We start from the raw sequence: 21,657 nt of genomic DNA on the forward strand, positions 1-21,657 counted from the left end.
TCGGTCACCGGGCGCTTCTCTCGTTTTTCTTATTATACCCTATTAGTATGAAAAAAGAAGGTCGCTGATTTTATCTGTGAGACGCTTTTCGGTAAAATAAGCATGCAAGAGTTCATTTTCATCCAGTGTTCCAGTCTCTCTGCCATCTGCTTCCACAATAATCGGATGCTTACAGCCACGCTGAAATTTTTCAAGCACATGAATGACTAAATCCTCTTCATTCGCCTGAATCGGCTTCAGATTATCTGGTGTCGATTTTTTTCCGTAATATCGCTCAAGTAAAAACCTCATAAAGATAAAACGGCGCTGCTTCCATTCATGGTAAAGCGAGAAGAATAAGAAGAAGATGACCACCCAAACATTCAAATGCAAAGGGGCAGTCAATAAAATAATGATCGAAAACAAGCTTAAACTAAAAAGAGAAATCAGCAATGTCCACTGATGGGCCCTTGGAAAAGAATCCTTCAAAGAGAGCAGCAAAAATACCAGCTTGCCCCCATCAAGCGGCCATACTGGGAATAGGTTAAAAACAAAGATCATCACATTATAATTGATAAATAAATGAAATAAATCCTCCGGGAGTATCTGAAGTGAAAATAAGACATAGGCAGCTGCGACCATCCAGACATGCTGCAGAGGACCGGCAAGTACGACGATCGTCTCTTCCTTCAGCGGCCGATTACCGTGCTCATCCATTTCTGCCACCCCGCCAAACGGGAGCAGGGAAATCTTTTTGATTCTCCAGGAAAAAAAAGAAGCCGCAGCAGCATGCCCCATCTCATGTATAAAAATAATCCCAAGAAGCATCGACACTTCCAGGAAATGCGCTGTCGCAATGGATAACGCAATAACAATCCACAACAACGGATGGATTGAAATTAGTCTGAAAAGCGAAATCACCCTACTCAAAGCGGATCACCTGAATTGGATCGATAAAATTATCGCCTTTTTTAATAGCAAAATAGTACTTGCCTTTTGTCTTATCTTCACCCGTTGAAGTGGAAACTGTCCCGACCACTGTTCTCTTTTCGATATACTCGTACAAATTGACTTTAATGGCGTCTAAATTCCCGTACCAGGTTTCCGATTTATCAGAATGCTGGATAATGACGGTTTTGCCAATTCCATCTTTTACACCTGCAAAAGTAACAATTCCATCATTAATAGCTTGGACCGCAGCCCCTTTGCCTGTTTCAATCATGATGCCCTGACCATTTTTTTCGAAGTTTTCAAGGATTTTCCCCATCGCCGGAACAGAAAAATTCTGATTTTCTGCCACTGTTTTTTTATCATCCGTTTTATCATCTGTAAAAGGCAGTAAAGCTAATGGTTTCCCAAACTTCTCTTCGTACCAATTGGAAACCACCGCAAACTTAAAGTCCTTGTCCATTTGACTAGTAACAAAATCCCTAGCCGGATCCAGCTTTACTGTATGATTACGGAAAAGAATGGCAACCGTTAAGAAAAGAAGTGCTGAAGCTAATATCTTGAAGAAGAATACTTCTTTTTTAAAGAGCGGATGTCCCCCATCATCGCCTCCGTCTACAGAAGGACTCGTATACTTCAAATCATAATGTTCATCATCTCCAGGCCAGCTAAATTGGCGTTCAGGGATTTGTTCAGGACCTTTAGAGGTAGTACCTTGTTCTTTTTTTCTCCTGGCAATTCGCCGCCGTATTTCTTCCGGTGTAGACCGTGCCATACCCATCAACCCTTTTCCCACTTTTTTGTACAAGTTTATGTACGAAAAAGTGAGAGTATGACACAAAAGAAAAGCCTGTCCATTAAAAAAAACGGACAGGCTGGTACATTTATCTAACACCAAAGAACTTTTTAAGCTTGGTAAAAACACCTTTGTTTGCTTCCTCAAGCGGCTGAAGAGGAATGGATTCTCCAAGAATTCTTCTGGCAATATTGCGATAGGCAATCGATGCTTTGCTGTTAGGATTTAAGGCAATAGGTTCACCGTGATTGGAGGCTTTAATGACCTCTTCATCATCCGCTACAATCCCAATCAACTCAATGGATAAATGCTGAGTGATTTCATCAATATCCAGCATATCTCCGGTTTTCATCATATGATTGCGAATCCGGTTGACAACTAGTCTTGGCGCTTCCATATTCTTTTGCTTTTCAAGCAGACCAATGATGCGGTCTGCATCACGAACTGCCGACACTTCAGGAGTGGTTACAACAATCGCCTTATCGGCTCCTGAGATTGCATTTTGAAAGCCCTGCTCAATCCCGGCAGGACAATCAATAATAATATAATCATAGTCTTGCTTTAATTCTGTAATCAATTCCTTCATTTGATCAGGCGTTACAGCTGATTTATCAACGGTTTGCGCTGCAGGAAGTAAATATAATAATCCGTCAAAACGCTTATCTTTGACCAAAGCCTGATGAATTTTGCATCTTTTCTCTACTACATCTACCAGGTCATAAATAATTCTGTTTTCTAATCCCATTACTACATCCAAGTTTCGAAGACCGATGTCTGTATCTACTAAGCATACCTTTTTTCCTTGAAGGGCCAAAGAAGTGCCAATATTAGCAGAAGTCGTGGTTTTTCCCACGCCGCCCTTACCGGATGTAATTACGATTGCCTCTCCCACCTTAAAGTCCCCCTTCGAATCTGTTTAAATTAGGCCTTAAATGAACTAAAACTTGTAATCTATCAACAATGATTTTCCGGTCCTCATTTATGTAAGCACATTCCATTTCCCGCGGCTCATTGCTTTGTCCTTGATCGGGTGCACGATTAATTTGGTCACTAATTCTGAGCTGCGATGGTTTCATGCTAGAGGCAGCGATTACTGCCTCCTCGTTTCCATAGCAACCCGCATGAGCCACACCTTTTAATGAACCCATGATAAAAATATTTCCACCAGCAATAACGGTACCACCAGGGTTGACATCGCCGATTAATAATAAATCACCAGGGGCTTCCAGCACTTGCCCTGAGCGAATAATCTTTGAAACAGTTGTAACCTCATGTTCAGTCTTTAACTGGTGTGCTTCTTCCATTGTCATAACATTCGATACAATATCATCCACTTCAAAATTCTTTTTTTGACGAATTAAGTCTTTTAACTCTTCTCGCTGCTCGAGGGTTAGATAGCGGTTGCCTACATTTACCTTTACGGAAAGTAAATTACGCTCATCCTGCATCCGGGAATTTGCTGATAGCTTTTCATCCAGTTCCTTTTTTAGTTCCTGAAAGGAACATGTATCGTCAAGATGAAGGACAAGACCTTCCTTCGTACCTTTTATTGTAACATTTTGCCGCTTTTTCATGGAGAATTTTTCACCTCATAATTAAGAAAACAATTTCGAAATAAGCATCCTTATGGCTTATTCCAAATCCAAAATACAGACATTTAATACAAATTCGACACGAAGGGTCTATTCTCCTTTTTTTTAAAAAGAAAACTAAGTATTAGACTACTCAGCCCGCATGGCCTCAATGTGTTTTTCAAACAGTCTTTTGAGTGGATATCCTGCAATTATGACAAACAGAGCATTTAAGATAAGGGTTGGATAAAATCGCAACTGAATAAAACTCTTAAAGTCCAAATCCGTCACATGGATAAGATAGTCCATCTCATAGACACCTATTTCTAATAACGCAATTCCAAGAACAGATACAAGAACGGCGATGAGAGCATTCGTTTGCAGTATATTCAAGATTTTAGAAACAAGATAGGCGATGAATGGAAAAAGGAATAAATAAATACCGATAATTTCAATATAGACAACATCGAACAAAAGACCAAAAACAGCCGCATAAATAATCCCTTGTTTCCTGCTGACGAAAATGGTTAGTAATAACAGCCCAGCAAAAAGAAAGTGAGGAGCGACGATTTTATTATGACCAAATAAATCTGTCGGAACATATTGGACATAAAGACTGTCTAATATAAATAAAAACAGAAACAAAAGAGGAAGAAGGAATTTTTTCATCATTCCTCCTCCTTCCCTGAAGTTGCCTCTGTATCAACAGGCTGAGCCATAATTCTTTTCGTTACAATGACTGTTTTAATATCATAAAAATTAGCTCCTGGTTGAACCAGAGCCGTCTGGTTTAATCCATATTGATCCTGCTTGACCTCGACTACCTTTCCGATCATTAAACCTTTCGGAAAAACATCTCCTAACCCTGAGGTAATAACAGTTTGTCCTTTTTTAACTTCCGCACCTGAAGGAATGGCTTTAACCTGTAGTAATTTTTTCTCATTATCATAGCCTTCCACAAGTCCGTATACATCGGTTTTCCCTTGAACGATAGCGGAAATTCGGTTCTTCGGATCCATTGAACTCAACAATTGAACCGTTGAGCTGAATTGAGTTACATTCTTTACTTTTCCAATCAGGCCGTTGGCTGTAACAACCGCCATATTTTTCTTAATACCATTTAAATTACCTTTGTCGATTATAATCATTTCATGCCAACGATCAGGGTTTCTTCCAATCACAGTAGCTGGAAGTGGTTCATAATCTCTCAGGGTCTTTTTTTCACCGAGAACATCACGTAATTCTTTATTGTCTTTTTTCAGCTCTTGAACTTCTGCTTCAAGGCTGGCAAGATTCTCAATTCGTGATTTTAATTCCTTATTCTCTTCGTATGTATTGGTAAGGTCCTGGAGATTTTCAAAAAAGCCTGCCACATAATTAGTAGGCTTTGAAACCAAGGATTGAACCCAGCCGGTCGTATCTTTAATAAATTGCTCCGGCCAGGTTAGTTTACTTCTCTCCCTTAAAGAAAACCCAATCAATGCCACGAGAACAATAATGCTGACAAGCAAAATAATCAGTCGTTTATTCATAAAGAACTGTGGCATGATTATACACCTCTTTTTTCTATCTTAGATAAGAAAGTATTAGACTTAAAAAATTTCTATTAACGTGAATCCCTAGCTTTGTTTTTAAATAGATGGATATGGTCAAGGGCTTTTCCTGTACCAATTGCTACGCAATCTAATGGATTTTCAGCGATTAAAACAGGCATTTTTGTTTCTTCACTAATCACTCTGTCCAAATTACGAAGGAGAGCGCCCCCGCCTGTTAGAACAATACCTCGATCCATAATATCAGCAGCAAGTTCTGGTGGAGTTTTTTCTAATGTACTTTTCACTGCTTCTACAATGGCATATACGGTGTCACTTAGGGCAGAAGCGATTTCTTTTGGAGTAATCTCAATGGTTTTTGGCAGACCTGTTAATAAATCACGGCCGCGAATTTCCATATTGTCGATTCCTTCAGGAGTGCCTGCAGAGCCGACTTCCATTTTAATCTGTTCAGCAGTACGTTCCCCGATCATCAAATTATAATTTTTACGGATATAAGAAATGATGGACTCGTCCATTTCATCTCCTGCAACGCGTATCGACTGGCTTGTTACAATCCCGCCTAGGGAAATAATCGCCACTTCTGTTGTACCGCCGCCAATATCAACGACCATGCTTCCAGTTGGCTCCCAAACAGGCAGGTTCGCACCAATAGCAGCAGCAAATGGCTCTTCAATGGTATAGGCATCCTTTGCTCCAGCCTGTCTTGTTGCATCAATAACGGCTCTTTCCTCTACCGCTGTAATACCAGAAGGTACACAGACCATGACATAAGGCTTACCAGAGAATAAATTATTGCTTTTCTGCGCTTGACGAATATGGTATTTCATCATTGATGCGGTCGTTTCAAAATCAGCAATAACGCCATCCTTCATCGGTCTCATGGCAACAACGTTCCCCGGTGTCCGTCCAATCATATTTTTCGCGTCGTTACCAACTGCCACAATGCTTTTAGTATCTGTTTGCATAGCTACAACCGATGGTTCGCGCAATACAATGCCTTTTCCTTTCACAAAGACAAGGGTATTGGCAGTTCCCAAGTCAATTCCAAGATCTCTAGGTTTAATTCCAAACATAATATTGTATCTCCCTTTCTGATACGAAATGCACAAATTTCTATAGGCAGGTAATCACCTTAATTATCATGTCTTTTTTCGTACTATTGTATTGTTACTTTTTATTCAGTCCTAAAAAATCATACCCAAAATTATAACCTATCGTCAAATAATATCCTAGTGTTATAAATATCCTTTTTCCTTTAAACTCACAAACTTGTTTTCACCAATGATCAAATGGTCGAGAAGATCGATTCCAATGATCTTCCCACACTCGACTAGACGCTTAGTTACCTCGATGTCTTCCCTGCTTGGTGTCGGGTCTCCGGAAGGGTGGTTATGCAGGGCAATAATGGATGCGGCCGAGCGTTTTAACGCTTCACGGAAGACCTCCCTAGGATGGACGATCGAGGCATTTAGACTGCCAATAAAGACCGTTTGTTTATGGATGACTTGATTTTTCGTATTTAAAAATAAACAAACAAAATGCTCTTGGGTCAAAAAGCGCATATCGTTCATCACATACTTGGCTCCATCCTCCGGAGAACGTATCACATAGCGATCTGTGAAATTAAGATTCGCAATCCTTCTGCCGATTTCAACCGCAGCAAGTATCTGAATCGCCTTTGCGGAACCAATCCCTTTAATTTCTGTCATTTCTTCTAAGGTAGCACTTTTTAAGAGACGCAGACCTTCAAAATGTGTTAAAAGGCGATTGGATAATTGTAAGACAGATTCATCTTTTGTTCCAGTTCGAAGCAGGATTGCAATTAACTCATGATTGGATAAGCTTTGTGGACCATGGTTAATAAATCGCTCTCTTGGCCGTTCATCCTGCGGGAAATCACGAATCATTAATGTTTCAGTGGACACTCTTTTTTCCTCCCTTTTTAGTGGGAGTCTTTTCTAATATGGCAACTGGTAGCCCGCCATCTTCAATTCACGAATGGTTCTTGAGACAGGCAGGCCGACAACCGAAAAATAGTCTCCATTTATTTTTTTGACAAGCATACTTCCAAGCTGCTGAATCCCATAAGCACCTGCTTTATCAAACGGTTCACCACTTTGCACATAGGCGTGAATGTCTTCGTCTGTTAACTCCCAAAACCATACTTCTGTTCTTTCATAGAATTTTCTCGTACCAGTAGGAGACACAATTGCCACACCTGTGTAAACTTCATGCTGCCGTCCTGATAATCTTTTCAACATACTAATGGCTTCTGCTTCGTCGGCTGGCTTTCCTAAAATTTGATGATCCGCAACGACTACTGTGTCCGAGCCAATCACAAAGGCATCTGAATTCTTTTGAAAAACAACCTGTGCTTTACGCTCGGCTAGCTCCATTACTACTTCCTCAGCAGAGAGTTTAGGATCAAAGCTTTCATCAACTTCACTGCTTGAAATCGCAAATGTTAAGCGGAGAGTTTCTAGAAGTTCTTTTCGCCGTGGAGAAGAAGAGGCTAAAATGAGGCTTTGCATTTAATCACCTTACCTTTTGCATTTAATATAGGGAGATACATGTTAATGGTATCAGAAATTGTAGAAGCAAACAATTTTAATATCCTTAAATTTTGATGAAAAATGTCAAAATATGCAAGTTTTTTTAATTCACAGCATGAATAAAGTCTCACCTAAAAAGGCGAGACTTATTTCCCGGAAAATATCATTCCCTGTCGATTACATGGAATAGTAAGCACTCAAGAAGTTTAATAGATGCTGCTGGGCTTGATTTAGACTCTTTGTATCCTGGGATTTTTGAAAAGATTTTACTTTAGCCGCGGCAGTTGTTAATTCTGTTTTTAAGGCATTTACCTTTTCATTCTTTAGTCCACTTGTAGTTAATTCCTTTTCGATAGTAGTGAGCGATTTAGTAGATTCTTCAGATAAACTATTATTTACGAGTGCAGTGGAGACGGCTACTGATAATGTCTCATAAATAGACGGTACTTTTTCAAGGAAGGCTTTGTCCTTGGCATTTAGACCGGATACCTGCTTTTCATCTAGTAACAGCGGCTTAGCAAAAACATCCTCGACACCTTCTGCTTTATATTGATTGCCAAGTGCTTTGGCCGTTTCAATAGAATCTGCTACTCCCAGAAATAGATATTGCTTCCCGCTCATTTCCACCAATTGGGTCGGCACACCTTTTGAAGTGACATTTCCAGACGTTTCCTTCGCTCCCTCTTTGGAGGAGAAGACCCCTCCTTGGATCACATAGGTGGTCATTTGATCTAAAGTGACAGCATCCGTTTTTTCACCTGTTGTTTCCACTGAGGTATTTCTTGCGCCAATTGTCGTTGGAATGGTTCCTGTTCCCGTTTTCTCCGAAGGCCCTGTGATGACTAATTTTAACATCACAAAACCGATGGTCGTCCCTATTAAAATGGCAAAGGCAGCCGAGACAAGAATAGAGACGATGCTGCGATCCTTTTTCTTTTTTGGATTGGGTGAAATAGTTGTAATTTTGGGGAGGCTGGGTTTTTTTGATTTTTTATTGCCTGCAATCGTAAATTCCTCTATATCATGGTCGGAGGATTCTGGAATAATCCAATCGAAACTCTCATCGACAGATTCCTGGGCGGCGGCTGTTTCCAAAAATACCTCTGATTCTGGTTGATTCGAATCTATGTTCATCGTTTTTGAGGTAGATTCGATACTAGGTTCATCCTCGATTTTCTTTGGTTCATCCTGGTAGCCTTTAGGTTCTCCATTTAATTTGATCGTGATTGTATTGCCTTTGTTAGGCTTGTCCACTGCATGTACTCCTCTCTCTTCCGAAGGGTCATTGGGTTCATCCTAACATATCAGCAAAAAAAAATAACAAGACTTTTGTCGTCTTGTTATCGTAGACTTTCGCCAAATTGTTTGTTTGTTCGGCATTCTTTAACTATGGTTGTGTTTCCGCCGTTGCTGGGAACTGACTTAATGGGTTATCTTTACCAGCTGGTGAAGGAGCGTCCATCTTTGGAAGATCTGCTTTTAAATCAGTTAAATTTGGCATATAAAAAGCTGACACTGTCAGTGAATAATTAAGAGGCTGAGTTTCTGTTTCGAGACTTGTTACCTCTTGTTCTCCAGTATAATTGATCGCTTCAACTGCAACAATCCTTGTTAAAGATTCTAATGTTCCAATAAATGTTTCTAAATCCTTATAGGTTGGAGATTCGATCTGCAACTGGACTGTCAGCTTTTTTAAACCGCTGGACGGAGATGCACTTTGCTGCTGGGTTCCAGCTTGAGTAGTTCCTGTTTCGTTAGTGGCTGTTTGATTCGATGTATTCTGATTAGACCCAGTTTGCGTCGTAGTGCTAGTTTGGTTTGTTGTTCCAGCTTGTGGATTAGCCTGGTCTGTTGCTACTGTAACATCGGCATCTTTTGCAAAACTCATCGACTTTATTTCACTATTGGAAACTGTTTCAGCCTTTTCTAAATCGAGGATAAACTGTTCTTGAAGCGGTTCTACAGGAACCTTCTTCTGAAGCTCGACTGTATCTTCTGATTCAGATTTAGACGTGTCTGATTTTTTCTGGGCTACTTGCAATAACTTCTTTTCGGACTTTAATGACTGTTCCTTTATGCTTAAATCTGCCTTTAATGGACTTAATGAGAAGAATTGGGAATAAACGATCATTATGACCAATAATCCTACACCAGAGCCAATCATAATTTTGTCTATTTTTGAGAGGTTCAACTTCATGAAGCAGTCCCCCCTTTTTCATCCTTCTTACTCTTGCCCGTTGCTTTTTTTATCACATCTTTATTAAACGTTATTTCAAATTGACCAAGGTATCGAGGAAGAATATTTTTATCAGGCATAGTTGTCGCAGCAGCAGCAGTTGAAGCAGTTGAAGCAACACCTGTATTTGTCGAATTTGAGTTACTTTGTATTACAGTCGTACCCGCTGTATTTGATTGATTACTCTGCCCTGCTGTCGTTGTACTTTGGCTATTTGTTACTGTAGAAGTAGTACTCTGTGCTGTTGATGCAGTGTTAGTTGTACCAGCGGCAGTTTGTCCAGATGCAGCGGCTGCAGCATTCTGGCCGGTAGTCTGTGAAGTAGTATTAGAAGTTTCCTTCGTTTCAGTTGCAGTTATTGAACTAAGGCTTGCATCTTCAATCCACTCTGACTCTTTTAAGCTTTCTAAAAAGTATGCTGCTTCACGGGTACTATCAAATTGTACACTAATGCTTACTGTTCCAGCTTCTGTATAAGCAAAAGACTGGATAAATCCACGATCTGGAAGGAGTGAATTAAGGTGTTTCATGACTGGGATGGTTTGAAGCGGATAGTCACTTGCCCAATCAACAGCTGCTTTTAATAAACTAGCTGATGTAGAAGCTTCATTGGTTTCAGCACTTTGTTCTTCTTTATCTGCGATTTTTTTAGTTATTTCAATTTGTTGGTCAAGAGCATTGACATCGCTTTTAACGGTTTTAATTTGCCAAAAATAAACGCCGCCAATCAGGATAAGCACAGCTGCAATGGCTGATAAATAAATGATATTAAATTTCTTAGGTTCTTTTTGAGGAAGCAGGTTTATTTCTATTAGCATCATTGCACCTCTTTTAAAGCAAGACCTAAAGGAAGTAGAAGATTGGTCGGTATGCTCGGTTGTTTACTCTTCGCTTCACTATCAAACGTAATAAAATCTACTGGAATATCATATCTTTCTTTCATTTCATCATAAATGGCCATTAACATAGGGTGGTCGCCATTTAATAGAAACTTTGAAATATCCGGCTTTTCATTATTATTGTGTGAGTAACGGTAAAAATCTAATAGCTTATTAATTTCTTTAAAGATATCTTCAAACTGTATCACTAATTCTTCAGGTTCACCGGTAAATTTACATACCATTAATCCGAGTGTATCTCGTGTTATTTCCCAGTGGTCTATATCAAATGGTAAAGAGAACTGGCGCATAACTAATGGGATTGTTTCATCAAAGATACATAAATTGACACTTGTCAAATCAAACTGAACAGTGAATAGAACTTCATCAGATGCTGCACGGTCTAATTTATGATATAACCGGTACAGTGAAAGCGGAGAAATATCCGCTGCAACTGGATTCAGTTTAAGGCTGCTTAGAAGGCCGACATAGTCCATTACACTCTGCTCAGGTGCTGCAAATAATAATAAATCCTTGGTCTTTCCGTTTTCCGGAAGTGAGTAATAATCAAAAACAGGTTCTTCAAATGGTAAATGGATACTCGAGCCGAGTTCTAAATATAGGTAACCCTTTATTTCATCCTCTTGAACATCGGCTGGTATCGTGACCTTTCGGATGATAACTAGAGGATCCGGAATAATAAAACGAATGGATCGTCTCTTGATTTTCCAGTCATCGATGCATTCTTCGAGGATGCTGGATAGTGAATCGATATCCACAATCTTTCCGTCCGAAATAATTCCAGGAGGCAGAAAACGCTCAAACCATCTTTGTGGTGTCGGCGGACTCTCTTGTTTTAATTCCAAGAAGCGAATTGAATGGTCATTTATTACCAGATTGATTATTCTGTTTTTAGTTGAAAAGAGGGAAAATGCCATAATTATGAACCCCTTAGTAAAAAATCCCTAGTAGAGAATTTTCAAATATAAGTCAATAAGCTCCAACCCATAAAAATAGGCTGTCAAGGTTCCAGCCGCTATAAACGGGCCAAATGGAATTGGCTGTCTTTTTTTGACGATTCTTAATAAAAGAGCTAAACCACCAATAACAGCACCATATAATGTTGAGAGGAAGAACGACAATAACACTAGCTTAAAACCTAAAACGAAACCGATTAGAGCATAAAGCTTTACATCACCAAAGCCCATTCCGCCTTTACTAACGATTGCTATGGTAAGCAGCAGGAGAAAACCAGTTATGGCTCCAAGGAGACTGTCCCACCATGGGGTCAAAGGCCAAATGATTCGTTCCAATAAAAAAATCCCTGCAAACCAAATCAAAATTTTATCAGGGATGATCATATAATGAATATCGGATACAGTGATAATCATGAACAATGAGATGAACGTCAAAGCGACGACTAATTCTCCAGACCATCCAACAAAGTATGGTGCTAAGGCAAAGAGAATTCCGGTTACCAGTTCAAAAGTCGGATAGATAGGAGAAATCCGCGACTGACAGCCGCGGCATTTCCCTTTTTGAAGCATATAAGATAAAACCGGAATTAGTTCAAATGGTGTTAACTGATGCCCGCAAGTTGGACATGCAGATCTTGGTGTGACGATTGATTGCTTTAATGGTACTCTTAGGCCGACTACGTTGTAGAATGAGCCTAGGACTAGTCCATAAATAAAAAATAAAATCAAAATCATTAGTTTGTGTAGGCAGTTAATTCTTGTTCAGTAGATTTTGAGTCATTATTTCCTGTTGTTGCTTTATCAGCTATAGCCACTGATGCATGCCCGGTTAAAACATAAGTGTATTTACCTGTAATTGCATCGTGTGTGACAGTAACAACAAAATTGTTATCTTTAACATGATCGAGGTAATCCTGTAATGGTGCTGTTGCTGGGGTTGGGTTGGTACCTGTTGTTGCAGCCGCTGCAGGAGTATCATAATCTAAAACAATATTAGTAGTATCTGAATGGTCAGCAACATACATTTTAGCTGCATTAATAATTTGCAATCCTTCTTGTACTGTAGCCTTCTGGTCAGATTTTTTAATAACATTCCCAATCGCTGGAATTGCTATTGCAGCAATAATCCCCAAAATTACAATTACTGCAAGTAATTCAATTAGTGTAAAACCTTTCTGTTCTTTCATTTTAGCTTTTAATGCTTGTACCATTTTCCCGCTCCTTCTGGTTCTATGAACCTAGTAATATTTCTCTATGAGTATACAATAAATGACAACTTTGTAAAAGATGTTTTTTATCATTTTTTGTCACAAATATAGGATAATTGTAATATTTGATAGAAAATTGTAATTCAAAGCCATTTACTAACTCATTTGGTCATACATAGAGAACATCGGCATCATAATAGACATAACAATAACACCTACGACTCCTGCCAAAAAGACAATCATAATTGGCTCAATTAGTGACTTTAGTCGGTCTGTCCCGGCTTCTACTTCTTTTTCATAGAACTCCGCAATTTTTGACAACATTGCATCTAAAGCTCCTGTTCCCTCTCCGATTGTAATCATTTGCGTAACTAGAGGAGGAAAAGCCCAGTGGGCAATCATTGGATCTGTCATCGATCTTCCCTTTTCTAACGAGTCACGGGATTCACGAATCACCTTTGATATAACCTCATTCTCAACAACCTTTTCAACAATGGACATGGATTGAAGAATTGGTACGGAACTTGAGAACAAAGTACTAAGCGTTCTCATCATTCTTGCTAACTGTGCCTTTTGCATCATCTTCCCGAAAATCGGCATTTTTAAAAAAGCAAAATCCAGGTAGTACTTTAATTGCTTATTTTTTTTCATGAACGTAAAAAATAGATACATAGCAATAAAAAATAAGACTACTAGCCACCAAAAGGATTGCATAAATTCACTAACTGATAAAACAAATTTTGTAATCGCAGGGAGCTCTAAGTCCATATCGGAAAACATTGTTACAAATTTGGGAACAACTCCTACCAGTAAAAAGATCACAGCTAAAATAGCAATTACCCCAATAACAGCTGGATACGTAAGGGCTGATTTGACTTTTTCCCTTGTAAGGTGCTGTTTTTCAAAGTCTTCAGCTAGGCGCTCGAGGGTTCCATCCATGTTCCCACTTACTTCTCCAGCCTTGACCATATTAACAAACATAGAATTAAAGATTTTAGGATGCTTTGAAACTGCATCAGAAAAGGGATTACCTTCCCGAAGTTCCTGTTCTACATCCAATAATGCCCGTTTTAGACCTTTGCTTTCTGTTTGAACTGCAAGAACTGCAGTGGCTTCGACAATCGTTACTCCTGCTTTTAACAAGGTCGCAAATTGACGTAAATAAATAACAAAATCCTGCATTTTCACGGGATTGCCAAAAGATAATTCCATGGTCATCAGTGTTTCAGGAACTTCCGTCATTTCTACTACTCTAATGCCATCATCTTTTAGTTTAACCATTGCTTCACGCCGAGAAGCAGCAGTAATTACCCCCTGCTTTTTCCCGCGTTTATCTCGTCCTGAGTACTTAAATCTAGGCATCCATCATCATCTTTTCTTGTAGATATTTGGCTGCTGCTTCTTTTTGAATAATGTTACGGTCAAGTAAATCTCTAATACTCATTTCTAAAGTGTGCATACCTTGAGCCCGAGAGGTCTGCATTGTACTTTGAATTTGATGAATCTTTTCACTTCGAATCAGGTTGGCTATCGCTGGATTATTTACCAGAATCTCCGTTGCCGCTCTACGTGCTTTCTTATCCACTGTAGGGAATAATCGCTGTGAAATAACCCCTACCAATACCGAAGCAAGCTGGACTCGAATTTGCGGCTGCTGGGCCGGAGGAAAAACGTCAATGATCCGGTTAATCGTTGCTGGTGCACTCGAGGTGTGAAGAGTGCCAAATACAAGGTGGCCTGTTTCTGCTGCTGTAATGGCTATCCCAATCGTTTCTAAGTCACGCATCTCCCCTACAAGAATTACGTCTGGGTCTTGACGAAGTGCAGCCTTAAGACCGCTCGCATAATTCATAGTATCAAAACCGACTTCACGCTGATCAATGATGGAATTTCCATGTTTATGAAGATATTCAATCGGGTCTTCCAATGTAATGATATGCTTTCTCATAGTCCGATTCATATAATCCACCATCGAAGCAAGAGTTGTAGACTTCCCGCTTCCGGTTGGACCTGTTACAAGAATCAGTCCTTGTGGCTTTTCAACAAGCTTCGGAATAATTTCAGGCAGATCTAGGTCCTCGAGGGTTGGCGTTTTGGATGCTACAACCCGTAGTGCCAGTGAGACACTTTTTCTTTGGTGATAAGCATTCACACGGAATCGGGACACTCCTGGGATTCCATATGAGAAATCAAGCTCCCCTTTTTCTTTAAAATGGTCATATAGATTTTCAGGGATTATTTGCTTTGCTATTGCCTCAGTGTCTGATGGCATAAGCATCTCTTTCCCATACCGTTTAATATCTCCGTTAATCCGAAAAATTGGTGGTACGCCAACTGTTAAATGAATATCAGACGCTTTAAATTCTATTGCTGCCCTTAGAATATTATCGATTCTTTCACTCATGTCTCATACTCCTACTCTAGAATGGCAACACGAAGTACTTCTTCTGTTGTTGTCATCCCTTGTTTCACTTTTAATAAACCATCGTCAATTAGGAAGATGGTTTTATTTTTAATCGCATGTTCCTTTAATTTTTGAAAAGAATTATCATTCATGATGATTCTTCTCATGTTATCGTCAATAACCAATACTTCATGAAGAGCAACCCTTCCTTTATAACCCGTCATATTGCAGGAAGGGCAACCTTTTCCTCTAACGATCTGGTCAATTTTCAAGCCGCGTCTTGCAAAAATTTCTTTTTCTCTTAGTGAAGGTTCCTGTGCCTCTGCACAATCGCGGCAAACCCTTCGAACAAGCCGCTGTGCCACAATGCCGCTTACTGAAGAGGCAATCATGAATGGTTCTACGCCCATATCATTCAGGCGGGTAATGGTTCCAAGGGAATCATTTGTATGCAGCGTACTTAAAACTAAATGACCGGTTAATGATGCACGAATGGCGATCTCCGCGGTCTCTTTATCACGAATCTCTCCAACCATGATAATATTTGGATCCTGACGCAGAATGGAACGCAGTCCTGCCGCAAAGGTCATCCCAACATTAGGATTGACTTGGATTTGATTAATCCCTTCCAATTGATACTCAACTGGGTCTTCAATCGTGATGATATTAACCTCATCGCTGTTTAATTTATTTAGAGCAGCATAAAGGGTGGAAGATTTCCCTGACCCTGTTGGGCCAGTAATAAGCACAATTCCGGTTGGCTGCTCAATTAATTGATTAAACCGTTTAAAATTTAGAGAATTAAAACCAATTTTATTTAAATCATTTAATGCTGCCCCCATGTCTAACAGACGCATGACAATTTTTTCTCCGTAGACAGTTGGAAGGGTAGATACCCGCAAATCAATGGGATAAAAATCAAGATGTAATTTTATCCGGCCGTCCTGTGGGATCCGATGTTCTGTAATATCTAAATTGGACATAATTTTGATCCTTGCTGTTAAAACACTTTGCATATGACGAGGCAATGTCCGTTCGACTCTTAGTACACCGTCTACACGGTAACGGATAACGATTTTTGTTTCTTGTGGATCAATATGGATATCACTTGCTTTTTGGATGACAGCATTGGTAAGAAGCTGATTCACCAGCCGAACAATCGGCGAATCCTGGTTTGTGGCATCTTCATCCCGGCCGCGCTCGTTTGATGCTACGTCATCAAAAAGTTCCTCAAATCCATCATCATCTTCATAATACTTGTTTATTGTTCGGAGGATATCCTCCTTCGTAGCGATCCCTGCTTCAATCTGAAATCCAGTCGAAAGACGTAAATCATCCATAATGATAAAATCCATCGGATTGACCATTGCGACAAACAGCTTGTTACCTTCTTTTTTTAGCGGGACAATCAAATTTCGTTTCGCCATGTCCTTTGAAATTAAGGAAAAAAGACTTGTATCAAAGGGATATTGAACGAGATTGACATGGGGAATCCCAAGCTGATTTTCTAATACCTCTGCCAATTGTTGGTCTGTAATAAATCCTCTTTGGAGCAAGGCTTCCCCAAGCTTCTGACTTGACCCCTTATGATCCTCTAAGGTAACAGCTAGTTGCTCTTGTGTAATAAGCCCTTGTTCAATTAACAATTCACCCAGCCGTTTTCTTGTTTGTTTTCTATTGTTATCCACCTTATTTTGGCTGTTCATTTGGCTTCCCCCAAAGGTCATCAGCATTGGAATCTTGTTGTGTTGTACCAGATGTTGATGTAGTTTGACTTCCATTTGGACTTGTTTCAGTTGAAGGAGTTGTCGTTGTAGTTGTTGTTTGACTTCCAGTTACCGTTGTTCCCTGGGTTGCCCCCGTTAGGGCATGTATCTCAACTCGATAAACTGGAGAATAGTAATCCTCAGCAATGAAATCAGTTTTTACCAACTGTTCCCCTTGGTAAACTTCCCGGTAAACCTTTACGTATTTGCCATTAGAACCTGCAGCTTTGACCAATGTATTCCCCGATTTTAACAATGGACTATACTGAACAATCGTTTTCGGTTTGATCGACTGCTCGTCTTTTTTAATAATTTTATAGTTGTAAAGGAACTTTTCACCTTTTAAACTCACAGATAATTGATTATTTTTTAACCCAAGCACAAGTGTATAGCTTGTTTTATTAGGATTGGTAATGATTAAGTCCTTGTTTCTATTAGGAGTTACTCTTGCTTCAAGTCCCAAACCAGCATAATCCGGAAGTGAACTACTGATATTTCGGTCCACAATGGTAAAATTGGTTGGTAAAATCGCCTGATAAATCCCCGTACCGAGTAAGCTTAACAGATAGGAGTTGCTAATCGTTTGCTCCTTTGCATAATCAAGAACAGAAAACGTAGCGCCTTCGGCAATTATTATTTCTGAATTTTTTGCGATGATAGCAGGAAGTTCTAAAGGAACCTCCTTTAAATTAAGGATGGCTTCACTGATAATAACATCTTTTTCAGCCGCATTTGCCAACATATAATCCTTTGTTAGGTTAGAGGTATGATTACCATTTTGAAGAATAGAAGCTGTCGATTCTAAACTAGCTTTTAGTTTGGTAAAGTCAATGTTTTTAGAATTAAGCTCAGGGAAGAGTATACTAACCTGGTCTTCTAACTGAGTAAGATCAAGAGTTATATAGATAGGGTTGGACTGTCCATCTTTAATGGAATTAATAGTTGTTTCCTTATCGAGGTAAAAAAGGTTCAAATCAAACGCAACACTCTTTTCACTAAATTGGAAGGTGAATTTAGTTTTCTTCAGCCAATCAAGATACTGTTTTTCAAGTAAACTGTCTGCTTCAGTAGCTGTTTTTCCCGAGATATCTAGGCTGCCAATCTTTGTTCCTGCGGAATATTTCCCATCAAGGTTAGCAAATTTTTCATATGCCTTTGCGCCAAAGTGAGAGGTGCTGAAGATAAATGCTGTACTAAAAAACAGTACGATGAATAATTTTATAAACTGTGTGTTTTTCTTCATATCCTTGCCCCTAATCAGTCAAACTACTTTTGTAATTGGACTGCCCTCTCCGTATTGCTATCTTTTTTCAAATTTATTCTTTCAGTCCCAGCCGCTGCTTCTTCAGATGCAAGAAATAATTCTTCTAAGAAATTTTCTTCAGTCTCATCTGGAACAATCTTGTGCTCCTTATCTAAGGTTAACTCCTCAAAATCATTAATTTCCTCCAGCCAGCCTTCATCCTCAGAGTTATTGGTTAAATCTGTATCCTCGAGTAGAAAGCTGTCAGTATCAGCTAATTCTTCTACATCTGGATTTAAGTCCAGCAATTCTAATTCATCCATTTTTACGACTGTATGATTAGAAACACCTTCCTCAAACTCTAATAAACTCTCTATATCAGACAAATAATTGTTTTCAAATCCGGATTCCTGATGATCAGATTCTTCCAGCTGATCAAGTACTGAGGCATCTTTGCTTTTTGGAGATAAGGAATCATCCTTAGAAATTATTGAAAGAATACTGAGTTCATCAGATATAGTTTCTGGTTCAGATTCAGTATCCATTTCAACTACAGTTTCCATGTCAGATAAATAACCGTCTTCAAAGTCTGTTTCTAGGAGGCTGGTTTTTTTGATGTCGTTTTGTATGGCTGTTTCGATATTTTTACTAAAAACTAAAGTATCTTCATCGTTTATTTCAGTAGTTAATTCAAACAGCTCTTCGATATCTGACGTAATGCTTGCATCTTTCTCTAAAGAAAGATAGGTGGAGTCAGACGGAGTTAATTCTACGTTCCCAGTGGATAAATCATTACCATCTACTTCCCAATCATCTTCAAATAGAGAATCCTCCTTAACCATTACAGTCCCTAAACGATTGTTCATAAAATAAGCACTAAAAAAGGTGAGTGCAAGAAGCATTAAGGCCGTCTCCCACAAAGGAAAAATAGATGAGGCCGCATTTCCGGCAAGTGCCAGCAGAAAACCATTAAGTGCAACTAAAATCTTACCCTTTTTGGTATATCCTAAAGGTAAATAATTAAGAATTAGCACAAGAGCAACCATAGAACCAATGGACCAAATAATTGTTTGCATTTATCCACACCCTTTAAAACTAGTCATTATATACTATAAAACTACAATTTTTACCGTTATCTTGAATAATTAGACAAATTTCGCCTATTAAAGATTGTATAATATTTTTTTGCACTTTAAAAGATGGTAAAAAATATTTATAAAGACACAAAAAACACCACTTTAATAGGAAAATAGTACTCTCGTGGAATACATTCCAATTAAAGTGGTAGTATAGTTTAAAATTAGTAACTATTTTTCACGAACCGGGTCAATCTTTATTGGATTTACTTTAAAAGATGGTAATGGTAAAAATGCATCCTGTTCAACAAAGGTTAAACTGGAATTACCTTGTAAATGCAAATTTTTTGCAATAATGGCTCCTTCTATTACATTATTACCACCAATTTCCACTGATCCTCCAGTGGCAAACCTTCCCCGAAAGGTCCCTCCTGTAAAATTAAACTGCGCATCCTCTGCAAAAATACTGCAGTTAATGCCAGTTCCATTAGAACTGGCGGTTATCGTTTTAGGTTTAGTAGGATCTGTTGATTTTCTCAAGTAAATGATTAATTTATCCTTCTGCGATGGTACCTCGTTAATTACCGCGTTATTTATAGTGAGTGAACCATTGACATAAAGCGACAGGGTGCCCGTTCCTATCACATTAAAAACACTGTTGTTATTCAAAACAAAATTATTAACATACATTTCTACGTTATTAGAACCTATATCTATATTTAATTTTGCATTATTATCAATGGTTACATTATTTAAGACGACTGGATTAGGCATATTATTTATAGTCGTGTTGGAAGTAATTTTTATGTTACCGTCACTAGGAACAGCAATTGGTCCCAGAGTTGTTGGATACGACTGAGCTGGAGTTTCTTTGAATGGTTTAAGCTCTAATGAAATTTTTTCTTCCAATACAGTTATGTTTGTAAAATAATTGAGGTTGACCACATCTTTCCCTTGATTTGGTGCATTAGGCCCAACAATGATTTCAGCATCCGATGGTAAATTGCCTGAATCATGCAATGTTATTGCTTCATTCTCGATTGAATTTGTTCCAATAGATCCATTTATAATGGCGCTGCCACTATCTACAGTTATTTTATTATCGACAAAAACAGCAGTCTTAGGGAAATTCACATCCCAAATCAGTCTAAACTTTTGCTCGACCGTTTTTGTTCGATTATCTACTGTTCCCGTTGAAATTACTTTGTATTCTTTCGTAGCCGGATCCACTTTTTCAATTTTATATTTTGCAACCGGTTGTGTTCCGAAGTTTTTCTCAAAGTTGGTAGATTGTTGCTCTGCAGAATAATTATTTAAAATTGATTCAGCAGAAGAAAAAAATTCATCCTTTGTTTTGGCACTTTTATAAATATTATTTATTTGCGTGGTAACGTCATTCATTAGGAGAGTGGCACCTGACTCGGCAACATAATAGGAAGACTGATTATTTCGTTCCCCGGTACTCATTTTCATATTAGAAGAAGCTAATCCCATTAAACCTAATCCTAATATAGATACAACTACAAGAATCATTAAAACAACGACAAGAGCCATCCCGTGCTCATTTTTTAACGATTGAAATATTAGGGGTTTTTTCTTCATCATTTCACCTATTTTCTAATATACATAGTAGTTGAAATACTTCCTACTTGTAAGGTAATTTTGTCGCCATTTTGGATAATCGTGAAGTTTTTTATATTGGAAACAAGGACTTGGTCGCCTTTTTTAAGCGAAGTTCCATCCAAAAAATATTTCGTACCATCAATTGTTAAAATATTATTTTGGATATTTATTTTTGCGGAGTCTGCCTTCCTTATTTCTTTTGTTAACATATTCATGGCCAGGCGGTCATCTGTTTGTTTTTGAATTTCTTCATTTTGGGCAGTGGATTGCTTAACGCTAAACATTTGGATGGAACTTACCAGCAGCAATACCATTGATAGAAGAGCAAGGGAGCATAGTAATTCAACCAGAGTTATTCCTTTTTCATTCTTTTTCATCTCATCACCTGCTACCTTTTCCAGGAAACATTCAACTCCATTTGAGCTTCCTGGCTAGTTTTACTATTATCCTTGTAGATTTTTACAATCACTTTCCCTAACTCGGTTGAAACATTTTTTAACTGCACTAATACATAATGGCCGCTAGTTGTCTTTCCAAAACAATCACTGCAACTGCTATCAACTGTATAACTTTTCTTAATTTCAGTTGATAAATTGGCAAGTGATGGAGAGGCCAGTGATTTATTCATATTGTTCAGTTCTTCCATTTGCGTTTCCGCAACATATGTGGCATCGACAATTCTTTTCGAAAAATTATTGGAGCGGGAGGATTGAACAAACATTGATAAGAATGAGACAACAATGATGGATAATATAACAATAGATACTAGTATTTCTATTAAAGTCAACCCTTTTTCAGTAGATAGGTACTTCCTCATGGGCCTTCATCCTTTATAAATAGACAA

At 38.6% G+C, this 21,657-nt stretch carries 23 protein-coding genes; all 23 read right to left on the reverse strand.

Features of this window, described 5'->3' with window-relative positions:
- Positions 1 to 42: 42 nt before the first annotated feature.
- The gene (locus CVD27_RS26340) at positions 43 to 909 is read right to left on the reverse strand and encodes a M50 family metallopeptidase (protein ID WP_101652032.1); all 867 of its coding nucleotides are present in this window, start codon (positions 907 to 909) and stop codon (positions 43 to 45) included.
- Entirely contained in the window at positions 902 to 1,702 is an 801-nt protein-coding gene (locus tag CVD27_RS26345) for a M23 family metallopeptidase (RefSeq protein ID WP_180960459.1), read from the reverse strand. Before CVD27_RS26345 ends, CVD27_RS26340 begins: the two co-directional genes overlap by 8 nt.
- Positions 1,703 to 1,811: 109 nt before the next feature.
- On the reverse strand, positions 1,812 to 2,615 hold the full coding sequence (gene minD, locus CVD27_RS26350; protein ID WP_101652036.1) for a septum site-determining protein MinD: 804 nt from the start codon (positions 2,613 to 2,615) through the stop codon (positions 1,812 to 1,814).
- 1 nt (position 2,616) lies between these two features.
- Complete coding sequence (gene minC, locus CVD27_RS26355; protein WP_101652038.1) at positions 2,617 to 3,297, reverse strand: septum site-determining protein MinC; 681 nt, start codon at positions 3,295 to 3,297, stop codon at positions 2,617 to 2,619.
- Positions 3,298 to 3,444: 147 nt separating this feature from the next.
- On the reverse strand, positions 3,445 to 3,963 hold the full coding sequence (mreD, locus tag CVD27_RS26360) for a rod shape-determining protein MreD (protein WP_101652040.1): 519 nt from the start codon (positions 3,961 to 3,963) through the stop codon (positions 3,445 to 3,447).
- Positions 3,963 to 4,841, reverse strand: coding sequence for a rod shape-determining protein MreC (mreC, locus tag CVD27_RS26365; RefSeq protein WP_101652042.1), 879 nt, complete (start codon positions 4,839 to 4,841; stop codon positions 3,963 to 3,965). Before mreC ends, mreD begins: the two co-directional genes overlap by 1 nt.
- A gap of 59 nt (positions 4,842 to 4,900) precedes the next feature.
- Positions 4,901 to 5,923, reverse strand: a complete 1,023-nt coding sequence (locus CVD27_RS26370; protein ID WP_101652044.1) for a rod shape-determining protein — start codon at positions 5,921 to 5,923, stop codon at positions 4,901 to 4,903.
- A 162-nt stretch (positions 5,924 to 6,085) separates the two neighbouring features.
- Entirely contained in the window at positions 6,086 to 6,775 is a 690-nt protein-coding gene (gene radC / locus CVD27_RS26375; RefSeq protein WP_101652045.1) for a RadC family protein, read from the reverse strand.
- 33 nt (positions 6,776 to 6,808) lie between these two features.
- Positions 6,809 to 7,381 carry a Maf family protein gene (locus CVD27_RS26380; RefSeq protein WP_101652047.1) on the reverse strand — a complete coding sequence of 191 codons (573 nt, stop codon included), beginning with the start codon at positions 7,379 to 7,381 and terminating at the stop codon, positions 6,809 to 6,811.
- Positions 7,382 to 7,579: 198 nt separating this feature from the next.
- Complete coding sequence (locus CVD27_RS26385; RefSeq protein WP_101652048.1) at positions 7,580 to 8,656, reverse strand: SPOR domain-containing protein; 1,077 nt, start codon at positions 8,654 to 8,656, stop codon at positions 7,580 to 7,582.
- Positions 8,657 to 8,789: 133 nt separating this feature from the next.
- On the reverse strand, positions 8,790 to 9,599 hold the full coding sequence (locus CVD27_RS26390) for a pilus assembly protein PilO (RefSeq protein ID WP_101652050.1): 810 nt from the start codon (positions 9,597 to 9,599) through the stop codon (positions 8,790 to 8,792).
- The gene (locus CVD27_RS26395) at positions 9,596 to 10,456 is read right to left on the reverse strand and encodes a PilN domain-containing protein (RefSeq protein WP_101652052.1); all 861 of its coding nucleotides are present in this window, start codon (positions 10,454 to 10,456) and stop codon (positions 9,596 to 9,598) included. Before CVD27_RS26395 ends, CVD27_RS26390 begins: the two co-directional genes overlap by 4 nt.
- Complete coding sequence (gene pilM, locus CVD27_RS26400; protein ID WP_101652054.1) at positions 10,456 to 11,454, reverse strand: type IV pilus biogenesis protein PilM; 999 nt, start codon at positions 11,452 to 11,454, stop codon at positions 10,456 to 10,458. The genes CVD27_RS26395 and pilM overlap by 1 nt, the downstream gene beginning before the upstream one ends.
- A 27-nt stretch (positions 11,455 to 11,481) precedes the next feature.
- Positions 11,482 to 12,228 (reverse strand): prepilin peptidase, encoded by a 747-nt coding sequence (locus CVD27_RS26405; RefSeq protein ID WP_101652056.1) that lies wholly within the window; start codon positions 12,226 to 12,228, stop codon positions 11,482 to 11,484.
- Complete coding sequence (locus CVD27_RS29015) at positions 12,228 to 12,704, reverse strand: prepilin-type N-terminal cleavage/methylation domain-containing protein (RefSeq protein ID WP_308301838.1); 477 nt, start codon at positions 12,702 to 12,704, stop codon at positions 12,228 to 12,230. Before CVD27_RS29015 ends, CVD27_RS26405 begins: the two co-directional genes overlap by 1 nt.
- A 153-nt stretch (positions 12,705 to 12,857) precedes the next feature.
- Positions 12,858 to 14,063, reverse strand: coding sequence for a type II secretion system F family protein (locus tag CVD27_RS26415; RefSeq protein ID WP_101652058.1), 1,206 nt, complete (start codon positions 14,061 to 14,063; stop codon positions 12,858 to 12,860).
- Positions 14,056 to 15,105 (reverse strand): type IV pilus twitching motility protein PilT, encoded by a 1,050-nt coding sequence (locus tag CVD27_RS26420; protein ID WP_101652060.1) that lies wholly within the window; start codon positions 15,103 to 15,105, stop codon positions 14,056 to 14,058. The genes CVD27_RS26415 and CVD27_RS26420 overlap by 8 nt, the downstream gene beginning before the upstream one ends.
- Before the next feature lie 11 nt (positions 15,106 to 15,116).
- On the reverse strand, positions 15,117 to 16,811 hold the full coding sequence (locus tag CVD27_RS26425) for a GspE/PulE family protein (RefSeq protein WP_101652062.1): 1,695 nt from the start codon (positions 16,809 to 16,811) through the stop codon (positions 15,117 to 15,119).
- Positions 16,795 to 18,114, reverse strand: a complete 1,320-nt coding sequence (locus CVD27_RS26430; RefSeq protein ID WP_101652064.1) for a G5 domain-containing protein — start codon at positions 18,112 to 18,114, stop codon at positions 16,795 to 16,797. Before CVD27_RS26430 ends, CVD27_RS26425 begins: the two co-directional genes overlap by 17 nt.
- A gap of 23 nt (positions 18,115 to 18,137) precedes the next feature.
- Complete coding sequence (locus CVD27_RS26435) at positions 18,138 to 19,190, reverse strand: hypothetical protein (RefSeq protein WP_101652066.1); 1,053 nt, start codon at positions 19,188 to 19,190, stop codon at positions 18,138 to 18,140.
- Between the two features lie 231 nt (positions 19,191 to 19,421).
- Positions 19,422 to 20,795: a PilX N-terminal domain-containing pilus assembly protein gene (locus CVD27_RS26440; protein WP_101652068.1), complete on the reverse strand. Its 1,374-nt coding sequence runs from the start codon at positions 20,793 to 20,795 to the stop codon at positions 19,422 to 19,424.
- 5 nt (positions 20,796 to 20,800) lie between these two features.
- Positions 20,801 to 21,190, reverse strand: coding sequence for a prepilin-type N-terminal cleavage/methylation domain-containing protein (locus tag CVD27_RS26445; protein WP_101652070.1), 390 nt, complete (start codon positions 21,188 to 21,190; stop codon positions 20,801 to 20,803).
- A gap of 11 nt (positions 21,191 to 21,201) precedes the next feature.
- Positions 21,202 to 21,630: a type II secretion system protein gene (locus CVD27_RS26450; protein WP_101652072.1), complete on the reverse strand. Its 429-nt coding sequence runs from the start codon at positions 21,628 to 21,630 to the stop codon at positions 21,202 to 21,204.
- Positions 21,631 to 21,657: the final 27 nt, after the last annotated feature.

Source organism: Neobacillus cucumis (genome assembly GCF_002860255.1).
GTDB lineage: Bacteria > Bacillota > Bacilli > Bacillales > Cytobacillaceae > Neobacillus > Neobacillus cucumis_A.